Raw genomic sequence first — 10,512 nt, 5'->3', positions numbered from 1 at the left:
GGTCCCGGTGCTTCCGGCCCTCTTCGCCCCGCTCGCCGACCAGGCGCTGATCTTCAACCTGTTCCGGTACCTGACGTTCCGGACCGGGGCCGCGGTGATGACGGCGCTCGTCATCGCCTTCGTCATCGGCCCGTCGATGATCCGGTGGTTGAAGGCGCGGCAGGGGGCGGGGCAGCCGATCCGCGAGGACGGGCCCGAGGGCCATTTCAAGAAGCGCGGCACGCCGACCATGGGCGGGCTGATGATCCTGATCGCGATCGTGGTCTCGACCCTGCTCTGGGCCGACCTGCGCAACGCCTTCGTCTGGATCACACTGCTGGTCACCGTCGGCTTCGGCCTGGTCGGCTTCGGCGACGACTACCTCAAGCTGACCAAGCGCAACCCCAAGGGCCTGTCCGGCAGGCTGAAGCTGGTGGTGCAGGGGGCGATCGCCCTGGTCGCCGTGTTCTGGTACCTGCAGGTGACGCCGGAGGTACGGGAGACCGCGGTCGCGATCCCGTTCCTCAAGGACGTGATGGTCGAGCTCGGCGTCCTGTTCTTCCCCTTCGCCATGCTGGTCATGGTCGGCGCCTCCAACGCGGTCAACCTGACCGACGGGCTGGACGGCCTCGCCACCATGCCGGTGATCATCGCCGCCACCTGCTTCGGGCTGATCGCCTATCTCGCCGGCAACGCGGTCTTCGCCGGCTACCTGCAGATCCACCACGCCCCGGGCGCCGGCGAGCTGGCGGTGTTCTGCGGCGCGCTGATCGGCGGCGCGCTGGGCTTCCTGTGGTTCAACGCGCCCCCGGCCATGGTGTTCATGGGCGACACCGGGTCGCTGTCGATGGGCGGCGCGCTCGGCGCCATCGCCATGATCACCAAGCACGAGATGGTGCTGGCCATCATCGGCGGCCTGTTCGTGCTCGAGGCAGTGTCGGTGATGGTTCAGGTCGCCAGCTTCAAGCTGACCGGCAAGCGGGTGTTCCGCATGGCGCCGCTGCACCACCACTACGAGAAGAAGGGCTGGGCCGAGCCGACCATCGTGATCCGGTTCTGGATCATCGCCGTGATCCTGGCCCTGATCGGCCTCTCCAGCCTGAAGCTGCGGTGATCGGATGATCGACCTCTCGCATCTCAAGGGCCGCAGCGTCGCCGTCCTCGGCCTCGGCAAGTCGGGCACCGCCGCGATCCGCGCGCTGAAGGCGGCAGGCGTGACCGTCGCCGCCTGGGACGACAAGGTCGCCGGCCGGTCCTTCGCCGAGCGCGAGGGCGTGCCGGTGCGCGACTTCGCGGCCGAGGGCATGGCCGGCATCGACCTGGTGATGCTCAGCCCCGGCATCCCGCGCACCCATCCGCAGCCGCATCCGGCCGTGGCCCGGGCGCTGGAGGCCGGCAGCCGCCTGGTCGGCGACATCGATCTGCTGGCCGAGGCGCTGCCGGAGGCCGGGTTCCTCGGCGTCACCGGCACCAACGGCAAGTCGACCACCACGGCGCTGCTGCAGCATGTGTTCCAGGCCGCCGGCATCGATTCCGAGGCCGGCGGCAATCTCGGCCCCGCGGCGCTCGGCCTCCGGCCCGTGGGCCCCGGCGGCTGGTATGTGCTCGAGGTCTCGTCCTACCAGCTCGAGACCATCACCGAGGTGCCGTGGTCGATCGGCGTCTTCATCAACATCACCCCCGACCACCTCGACCGCTATCCGGACATGGCCGGCTACGTCGCCGCCAAGACCCGGCTGCTGGACGGCATCCGCCCGGGCGGCACCGCGGTGATCGGGGTCGATGACGACCATTCCCGCACGGTGTTCGAGAAGACCCGGGCGCGGCCGGAGATCCGGGCGATCCCGGTCTCGGCCGAGCGCGCGGTCGAAGGCGGCGTCTTCGTCCGCGACTTCGTGCTGCATGACGCGACCGATGGGCTGGCCCGTCCGGTGCTCGACCTGCGCCAGGCGCCGGCCCTGCCGGGCGCCCATAACGGTCAGAACGCCGCCTGCGTCTGGGCCGCCGCGCGGGCGGCGGGCGTGTCGGAAGAGATCCTGGCCGCGGCGATCCGCACCTTTCCGGGCCTGGCCCATCGCCAGCAGCTGGTCGGCACCATCGCCGGCATCCGCTTCGTCAATGACAGCAAGGGCACCAACCCGGACGCGGCGGCCAAGGCGCTCGGCTCCTACGACACCATCTACTGGATCGCCGGCGGCCGGCCGAAGGAGGGCGGGCTGGAGGCGGTGGACCCCTACCTGCCGCGCGTCGCCCAAGCCTTCCTGATCGGCGAGGGCACGCCGAAATTCGCCGCCCACCTGGAAGGCCGGGTGCCCTATCAGCGCTCGACCGACCTGGATGCCGCGATCGAGGCCGCCTATCGCGCCGCCAAGACGGACGGCGCCGCCGATGCCGTGGTGCTGCTGTCGCCGGCCTGCGCCTCCTTCGACCAGTTCGCCAATTTCGAGGCCCGCGGCGAGGCCTTCGCCGCCTCGGTCAAGGGCCTGCAGGTCCGGGTGGAGAGGGGGGAGCTCTAGATGGTGACCCTGGATCGCGCCGACAGTTCGGTCATCGGCCGCTGGTGGTGGACGGTCGACCGCTGGATGCTGCTCTTGCTCGGCATCATCATGGGCATCGGCTCGATCCTGATCCTGGCCGCCAGCCCGGCCGTGGCCCAGCGCATCAATCTCGGCGAGTTCTACTTCATCGAGCGGCATCTGATGATGCTGCTGCCGGCCATCGTGCTGACCTTCATGGTCTCGCTGATGAGCCCGGGCGCGCTGCGCCGCGTCTCGGCGATCGTGCTGATCCTGTCGATGCTCGGCGTCTTCGCCACGCTGTTCGTCGGGGTCGAGATCAAGGGCGCCACCCGCTGGATCCAGCTGCCCGGCCTGTCGCTGCAGCCGTCGGAATTCGTCAAGCCGGCCTTCGCCGTGGCCGCCGCCTGGCTGTTCGCGCAGCAGAAGATGCGGCCCGGCTTCCCCGGCTACATCGCCTCCACCGTGCTGTACGCCATGATCGCCTTCCTGCTGCTGTCGCAGCCGGATCTCGGCATGACCGTGGTGGTCACGGCGGTCTGGTTCATCCAGTTCTTCATCGCCGGCCTGCCGATGTTCCTGGTGGTCGGGCTGATCGCCCTCGGCTCCGGCGGCCTGGTCGGCTCCTACTTCCTGTTCGACCACGTCCGCAGCCGCATCGACCGCTTTCTCGACCCCTCGACCGGCGACAACTACCAGGTCGACCGCGCGCTCGAGGCCTTCACCAATGGCGGGCTGTTCGGCACCGGCCCGGGCGAGGGCACGGTCAAGCTGTACCTGCCCGACGCCCATGCCGACTTCATCTTCGCCGTCGGTGGCGAGGAGTTCGGCCTGTTCTTCTGCCTGCTGCTGGTGGCGCTGTTCGCCTTCATCGTCGTCCGCGGCCTGTCGCGGGTGGCGAACGAGACCAACCTGTTCATCATGCTGGCGGTGGTCGGCCTCGTCACCCAGTTCGGGCTGCAGGCCGCGATCAACATGGCCTCGACCCTGCACCTGATCCCGACCAAGGGCATGACGCTGCCCTTCGTCAGCTATGGCGGCTCCTCCCTGATCGCGCTCGGCTACGGCATGGGCATGGTGCTGGCCCTGACCCGCAGGCATGCCGGGGGAGGGGGGCTACGGTGAATGACCCGCGCCCCATCCTGCTGGCCGCGGGCGGCACCGGCGGACATGTCTTCCCGGCCGAGGCGCTGGCGCGGACGCTGATCGCCCGCGGTCATGCCGTGCGCCTGGCCACGGATCCGCGCGGCCGCGCCTTCGGCGACCGGCTGCCCGAGGTGCCCGTCGACGCCGTCCGCTCCGCCACCGTGGCGCCCGGGCTGGTGGGCAAGCTGAAGACCGCGACCTTGCTCGGCCTCGGCTATCTCGACGCAAGCGGCGTGCTGCGCCGGCACCGGCCGGCCGCCGTGGTCGGCTTCGGCGGCTACCCCTCGGCGCCGACCGTGCTGGCCGCGTCCCGCGCCGGCATCCCGGTGCTGCTGCACGAGCAGAACGCGCTGCTGGGCCGGGTCAACCGCTGGCTGGCCGGCCGCGCCGCCGCCATCGCCACCGGCTTCCCGCTGCAGGCGGCGCCGGCCCAGGGCGGCCGGCGAGTCGAGGTCACCGGAAACCCGGTCCGCCCGGCCATCGCGGCCAAGGCGGATGCGCCTTATCCGGCGCCGACGGCGGATGGCAGACTGACCCTGCTGGTGCTGGGCGGCAGCCAGGGCGCGCGGGTGTTCAGCGAGCTGATCCCGGCCGCCGTGGCGCTGCTGCCGGAGGGGCTGCGCAGCCGCCTGTCGATCGTGCAGCAGTCGCGGCCCGAGGACATCGAGGCCTGCCGCGAGCGCTACGCCGCGATCGGCGCCGACGCCACGCTGTCGACCTTCTTCGACGACGTGCCGGAGCGGCTGGCCGCGGCCCAGCTGGTGATCTGCCGGTCCGGCGCCTCGACCGCGGCGGAGCTCGCGACCATCGGCCGCCCCGCCATCCTGGTGCCCTATCCCTTCGCCATGGACGACCACCAGACCGCCAATGCCAAGGCCATCGCGGCCTCCGGCGGGGGGTGGCTGATGCCGCAATCGGATCTCACTCCGGAAGTGCTGGCATCGCGTCTCGAACACCTGTACACCCGCCCCTCCGTTCTGGTGGAGGCCGCCGGCGCCGCGCGCGCCGCAGCCCATCCGGATGCCGCCGACCGACTCGCTGACCTTGTCCTCGCCCTCGCCGGGCATGGGGCGGGTCTTCGCGCGCAGGTCGCAACGGGAGCCAATTGAAGGAGTACCGCCGATGAGGCAGATGCCGCTCGACATTGGGATGATCCACTTCGTGGGGATCGGCGGCATCGGCATGAGCGGGATCGCCGAGATCCTGCACAATCTCGGCTATTCGGTGCAGGGCACCGACGTGGCCGAGAGCGCCAATGTCCTGCGCCTGCGCAAGGCCGGCATCGACGTCAAGATCGGCCATGCCGCCGCCCATCTCGGCGACGCCGCGGTGGTCGTCATCTCCTCGGCGGTGAAGGCCGACAACCCGGAGGTCAAGGCAGCCCGCGCCGCCCTGATCCCGGTGGTGCGCCGGGCCGAGATGCTGGCCGAGCTGATGCGCCTGAAATGGTCGATCGCGATCGGCGGCACCCACGGCAAGACCACCACCACCAGCCTGGTGGCGGCGATGATCGACGGCGCCGGCATGGACCCGACCATCATCAATGGCGGCATCATCAACGCCTACGGCACCAACGCCCGGCTGGGCCAGGGCGACTGGATGGTGGTCGAGGCGGATGAGAGCGACGGCACCTTCACCCGGCTGCCGGCGACCATCGTCGTGGTCACCAACATCGACCCCGAGCATCTCGACTTCTACGGCGATTTCGACTCGGTGAAGGCGGCGTTCGAGCAGTTCGTCACCAACACGCCGTTCTACGGATTCGCCGTCCTGTGCATCGACCATCCGGAGGTGCAGGCGCTGATCTCGCGGGTCACCGACCGGCGCATCATCACCTACGGATTCAGCCCGCAGGCCGACGTTCGCGCGGTCGATTTTTCGATCGAATCGCGCGGCTCCAGGTTCACTGCCGTGCTCCAGGACAGGCAGTCCGGAAAAAGCCGTATGATCCGCGATATTGTGTTGCCAATGCTCGGGCAACACAATATCCAGAATGCATTGGCCGCTATCGCCGTGGCCCATGAGATGGGAATGGACGACGGGCAGATCATCGAAACGCTTGCGCGCTTCAGCGGGGTGAAGCGCCGGTTCACCAAGACCGGCGAGTCGGGCGGCGTGACGGTGATCGACGATTACGGCCACCACCCGGTGGAGATCGCGGCGGTGCTCAAAGCGGCCCGGGCCGCGGCCCAGAAGCACAAGGTGATCGCCGTGGTGCAGCCGCACCGCTACAGCCGCCTGGCCAGCCTGTTCCAGGAATTCTGCACCTGCTTCAACGACGCCGACATCGTCGTGGTCGCGGATGTCTATGCCGCCGGCGAGGCGCCGGTCGAAGGCGCCACCCGCTCGGCCCTGGTCGAGGGGCTGCGCGACAGCGGCCACCGCCGCGTGATCCCGCTGCCGGGGCCGGAGGCGCTGCCGCAGCTGGCCTACGACCTGGCCCAGCCGGGCGACTTCGTGGTCTGCCTCGGCGCCGGCAACATCACCGCCTGGGCCAACGCCCTGCCGACGGAGCTCGACGCGCTGCGCGCCAAGAAGGTCGCGGGGGCGAGCCGATGACGAAGTCGGTCGCAGTCCTCTACGGCGGCTGGTCGGCGGAGCGCGAGGTCAGCCTCGTCTCCGGCAAGGCCGTCGCCGTGGCGCTGCGCGGCCGCGGCCACCGGGTCGAGCTGATCGATGTCGGCCGCGACGTCGAGGCGCTGCTGCGCGCCCTGCGGCCGGCGCCCGAGGTGGTGTTCAACGCCCTGCACGGCAAGGGCGGCGAGGACGGCACGATCCAGGGCGTGCTCGACATGCTGGGTCTGCCCTACACCCATTCCGGCGTGCGGGCCTCGGCCATCGCCATGTCCAAGCCGGTGACCAAGCAGATGCTCGGCTCGGTCGGTATCCGCAGCGCCCGCGGCGTGGTCGCGCCGCCGGAGCAGGTGGCCGAGCGCCACCTGATGGAGCCGCCCTATGTGGTCAAGCCGGCCGCCGAGGGCTCCAGCGTCGGTGTCCGCATCGTCCGCGCCAACGACAACGCGCCGGCGATCGACCTGGCCGGCTGGGGCTATGGCGACGCGCTGGTCGAGGAGTATGTGCCGGGCCGTGAGCTGACCGTCGGCGTGATGGGCGACCGCGCCCTGACCGTGACCGAGATCGCGCACACCCACGCCTTCTTCGACTACGACGCGAAATACACCGAGGGCCACGCCGTCCACACCCTGCCGGCGCAGGTGCCGGCCGAGGTCGCCGCCGAGGCCATGCGCCTGGCGCTGCTGGCGCATCGGACGCTGGGCTGCCGCGGCATCAGCCGCACCGATTTCCGCTGGGACGACACCAAGCCGGGGACCGAGGGGCTGTATTTCCTCGAGATCAACACCCAGCCGGGCTTCACCCCGATCTCGCTGGTGCCGGAGCAGGCCAGGCATGTCGGCGTCGACTTCGCCGATCTCTGCGAATGGCTGCTGGAGGATGCCGCATGCGGCAGCTGAGCGCCGAGCCTGACGCCGGGCGCCGGCGCGGCAGCGGCGGCACCTCGGTCCGCCGCAAGCCGATGGCCCGCCGCCAGGCGGCGGCGCTGCGCATGGGCGGGCTGGCGCTGGGCGGCATCGCCGTGTTCGGCCTGCTGGCGGCGCTGTGGACCAGCGGCACGCTGACCGCGGCGGGGCGCGGCATCCACGGCGCGGTGATGAGCCTGACGGTCGCGGCCGGCTTCTCGGTGCAGGAGGTGCTGGTCGAGGGCCGTCGTTCGGTCGATGGCGGCGCCATCATGGCGGCGCTCGGCGTCGGCCGCGGCGACCCGATCTTCGACCTGGACCCGGACGCGGCCCAGGCAAAGCTGCTGGACATCCCCTGGATCAAATCGGCCAGCGTCGAGCGCCGGCTGCCGGACACCGTTTTCGTCCGGATCGAGGAGCGGGTGCCGCTGGCGCTGTGGCAGAGCAACCAGAGCTTCAGCCTGATCGATCGCGAGGGCCATGTCCTGCCGGTGCCGTCGCTGGCCGACTATCCGGACCTGCCGATGGTGGTCGGCGGCGACGCGGCCGGCACCGCGGCGGTGCTGATCGACGCCCTGTCGAAGACCCCGGACATCGCCCGGCGCATCCGCTCGGCCATGCGGGTCGGCGGGCGGCGCTGGGACCTGATGCTCGACAACCACGTCACCGTGAAGCTGCCCGACGGCGACGTCGCCGCGGCCCTGGCCCGGCTGGACGAGGCGCAGCGCAAGGATTCGGTGCTGGACCGCGACATCGTGGCGGTCGATCTGCGCCTGGGCGACCGCATGGTCATCCAGCTCACCCCCGCGGCGGCCGCGCAGCGCGCGCCGTCCAAGGACAAGACCTGATGGGCGGCGCGGATGGCACTCATGGGATTTAACGCGATGCGCCGCCCCCGCACCCGGTCGCGGGGATCCATCGTGGCCGCGGTCGACCTCGGCACGACCAAGGTCGTGTGCTTCATCGCGCGCGTGGCCGACGAGGGCAAGGCGCAGGTGATCGGCATCGGCCACCAGGCCAGCCGCGGCGTGCGCGCCGGCGCCATCGTCGAGCTCGACGCGGCGGAGAAGACCATCGCGCTGGCGGTGCAGGCGGCCGAGCAGATGGCCGGCGAGACCGTCAACGAGGTGATCGTCAACCTCTCCGGCGGCCATCCGGCGTCGCAGAGCCTGTCGCTCGAGGTGCCGGTCGGCGGCCGCGAGGTGAACGACAACGACCTGCGCCGCGCCGCCCGCGCCTTCAACGGCAGCGTCGCCACCGATGCCGAGGTGATCCACGCGGTGCCGATCAGCTACGGCCTCGACGAGGTGCGCGGCGTGCGCGACCCGCGCGGCATGGTCGGCGAGTCCCTCAGCATCGACCTGCACCTGATCACCGCCAACACCGGCGCGCTGCGCAACCTGACCGCCTGCGTCAACCGGGCCCATCTCGAGGTCGAGAGCGTGGTGCTGTCGCCCTATGCCTCGGGCCTGGCCTGCCTGGTGCCGGACGAGCGCGAGCTGGGCTGCACCGTGATCGACATGGGGGGCGGCACCACCTCGCTGGCGGTGTTCATCGAGGGCCGGCTGGTCTTCGCCGACTGCCTGCCGGTCGGCGGCGCCCATGTCACCAACGACATCGCCCGCGGCCTGACCACGCCGGTGGTCCATGCCGAGCGGATGAAGACCCTCTACGGCTCGGCCCTGCCGTCCGTCGCCGACGACCGCGAGGTCATCGACGTGCCGCAGGTCGGCGAGGAGGAGGACAGCCAGCCGACCCATGTGCCGAAGAGCCTGCTGACCGGGATCATCCAGCCGCGGATGGAGGAGATCTTCGAGATGGTGCGCTCGCGGCTCGAGGCCAGCGGCTTCGACAAGGCCTTCGGCCGCCGCGTGGTGCTGACCGGCGGCGGCTCGCAGCTGCAGGGCGCGCGCGAGCTGGCGCAGCTGGTGCTGGACAAGCAGGTCCGCATGGGCCGCCCGCTGGGCCTGGACGGCCTGGCCGAGGCGACGGCGGGGCCGAGCTTTTCGACGGCGACGGGCCTCCTGGCCTACGCCATTTCGGGGCCCGCCGACCTGGTCGGCTCGGGCCCGGGGCTGGAGGAGAGCGGCGCCGCGGGCGGCGGCTTCTTCAGCCGGATCGGGGGGTGGTTCCGTGACAACCTTTGATCCAGGACCAGTCAACCCGGCACGCCCGCCATCCGGGGCGATGCCGGGAGCACGGATCGGACGGGTGGGAAGCGGTCGGGTGAATAGGGGACAGTAGGGGAGCTATCGACATGATCAATCTCAGCATCCCGCAGGGCGATATCAGCCTCCAGCCGCGGATCACCGTGGTTGGCGTGGGCGGCGCCGGCGGCAATGCCGTCAACAACATGATCCGGGCCAACCTGGCCGGGGTCGAGTTCGTGGTGGCCAACACCGACGCGCAGGCGCTGGCGGGCTCCGCGGCGCAGAAGCGGATCCAGCTCGGCGCCGGGCTGACCCAGGGCCTGGGCGCCGGGTCGCGGCCGGACATCGGCCGGGCCTCGGCCGAGGAGGCGATGGAGCACATCGTCGCCCATCTCGAAGGCGCGCACATGGTGTTCATCACCGCCGGCATGGGCGGCGGCACCGGCACCGGCGCCGCGCCCGTGATCGCCCGCGCGGCGCGCGAGCAGGGCATCCTGACCGTCGGCGTGGTGACCAAGCCCTTCCACTTCGAGGGCGCGCACCGCATGCGCATGGCCGAGCAGGGGCTGCAGGAGCTGCAGCAGTATGTCGACACCCTGATCATCATCCCGAACCAGAACCTGTTCCGCATCGCCAACGAGAAGACGACCTTCGCGGACGCCTTCCGGATGGCGGACGAGGTGCTGCATTCAGGCGTGCGCGGCGTCACCGACCTGATGGTGCAGCCGGGCCTGATCAACCTCGACTTTGCCGACATCCGCACGGTGATGGCGGAGATGGGCAAGGCGATGATGGGCACCGGCGAGGCCGAGGGCGAGCGCCGCTCGATCAGCGCCGCCGAGGCCGCGATCTCGAACCCGCTGCTCGACGACATCTCGATGAAGGGGGCCAAGGGCGTCCTGATCAACATCACGGGCGGCCTCGACATGACCCTGTACGAGGTCGACGAGGCGACCAACCGCATCCGTGACGAGGTCGACCCCGACGCCAACATCATCTTCGGCTCGACCTTCGACGAGAGCATGGAAGGCCGGGTCCGGGTATCGGTCGTCGCCACCGGCATCGACATGCAGGTGAACCAGGCGCCGCGGCCGCAGACCTACAGCACCACCACCCTGCCGGGCGGCGCGGCCAAGCCGCAGCAGCCGGCGGCGGCAGCCCCGGCGGCGCAGCCGCTGATGCCGGCCCGCCCGGCCGCGGTGACGCCGCAGCGCTTCGCCATGGCCCAGCCGGCGCCGAAGC

At 70.8% G+C, this 10,512-nt stretch carries 9 protein-coding genes; all 9 read left to right on the top strand.

Features of this window, described 5'->3' with window-relative positions:
- The first annotated feature begins 7 nt into the window (after positions 1-7).
- Positions 8-1,093 carry a phospho-N-acetylmuramoyl-pentapeptide-transferase gene (mraY, locus tag BWR60_RS29540; protein ID WP_088155780.1) on the top strand — a complete coding sequence of 362 codons (1,086 nt, stop codon included), beginning with the start codon at positions 8-10 and terminating at the stop codon, positions 1,091-1,093.
- Between the two features lie 4 nt (positions 1,094-1,097).
- The gene (gene murD, locus BWR60_RS29535; RefSeq protein WP_088155778.1) at positions 1,098-2,495 is read left to right on the top strand and encodes a UDP-N-acetylmuramoyl-L-alanine--D-glutamate ligase; all 1,398 of its coding nucleotides are present in this window, start codon (positions 1,098-1,100) and stop codon (positions 2,493-2,495) included.
- Positions 2,496-3,620 carry an FtsW/RodA/SpoVE family cell cycle protein gene (locus BWR60_RS29530; RefSeq protein WP_088155776.1) on the top strand — a complete coding sequence of 375 codons (1,125 nt, stop codon included), beginning with the start codon at positions 2,496-2,498 and terminating at the stop codon, positions 3,618-3,620.
- Positions 3,617-4,750: an undecaprenyldiphospho-muramoylpentapeptide beta-N-acetylglucosaminyltransferase gene (murG, locus tag BWR60_RS29525; RefSeq protein WP_088155774.1), complete on the top strand. Its 1,134-nt coding sequence runs from the start codon at positions 3,617-3,619 to the stop codon at positions 4,748-4,750. The genes BWR60_RS29530 and murG overlap by 4 nt, the downstream gene beginning before the upstream one ends.
- A 13-nt stretch (positions 4,751-4,763) precedes the next feature.
- Entirely contained in the window at positions 4,764-6,200 is a 1,437-nt protein-coding gene (gene murC / locus BWR60_RS29520; RefSeq protein ID WP_088155772.1) for a UDP-N-acetylmuramate--L-alanine ligase, read from the top strand.
- Positions 6,197-7,114, top strand: a complete 918-nt coding sequence (locus BWR60_RS29515; RefSeq protein WP_088155770.1) for a D-alanine--D-alanine ligase — start codon at positions 6,197-6,199, stop codon at positions 7,112-7,114. Before murC ends, BWR60_RS29515 begins: the two co-directional genes overlap by 4 nt.
- On the top strand, positions 7,102-7,968 hold the full coding sequence (locus BWR60_RS29510; protein ID WP_179222003.1) for a cell division protein FtsQ/DivIB: 867 nt from the start codon (positions 7,102-7,104) through the stop codon (positions 7,966-7,968). Before BWR60_RS29515 ends, BWR60_RS29510 begins: the two co-directional genes overlap by 13 nt.
- Positions 7,969-8,004: 36 nt before the next feature.
- Positions 8,005-9,267 (top strand): cell division protein FtsA, encoded by a 1,263-nt coding sequence (gene ftsA / locus BWR60_RS29505; protein WP_230983221.1) that lies wholly within the window; start codon positions 8,005-8,007, stop codon positions 9,265-9,267.
- 110 nt (positions 9,268-9,377) lie between these two features.
- Positions 9,378-10,512: cell division protein FtsZ (gene ftsZ, locus BWR60_RS29500; RefSeq protein ID WP_144445805.1), on the top strand; the 1,135-nt coding region annotated here is incomplete at its 3' end.

It is taken from the genome of Inquilinus limosus (assembly GCF_002195995.1).
In the GTDB taxonomy this organism is placed as follows: domain Bacteria; phylum Pseudomonadota; class Alphaproteobacteria; order DSM-16000; family Inquilinaceae; genus Inquilinus; species Inquilinus limosus_C.
The sequence above is the reverse complement of the archived record's forward strand: the minus strand, read 5'-3'. Positions and strand labels throughout refer to the sequence as shown.

What these genes read in the sequence shown, in the direction of transcription:
- BWR60_RS29530 (WP_088155776.1), top strand. Translation starts at nt 2,496, where the DNA reads ATGGTGACCCTGGATCGCGCCGACAGTTCGGTCATCGGCCGCTGGTGG.
- BWR60_RS29510 (WP_179222003.1), top strand. Translation starts at nt 7,102, where the DNA reads ATGCGGCAGCTGAGCGCCGAGCCTGACGCCGGGCGCCGGCGCGGCAGC.
- murC (WP_088155772.1), top strand. Translation starts at nt 4,764, where the DNA reads ATGAGGCAGATGCCGCTCGACATTGGGATGATCCACTTCGTGGGGATC.
- ftsA (WP_230983221.1), top strand. Translation starts at nt 8,005, where the DNA reads ATGCGCCGCCCCCGCACCCGGTCGCGGGGATCCATCGTGGCCGCGGTC.
- murD (WP_088155778.1), top strand. Translation starts at nt 1,098, where the DNA reads ATGATCGACCTCTCGCATCTCAAGGGCCGCAGCGTCGCCGTCCTCGGC.
- BWR60_RS29515 (WP_088155770.1), top strand. Translation starts at nt 6,197, where the DNA reads ATGACGAAGTCGGTCGCAGTCCTCTACGGCGGCTGGTCGGCGGAGCGC.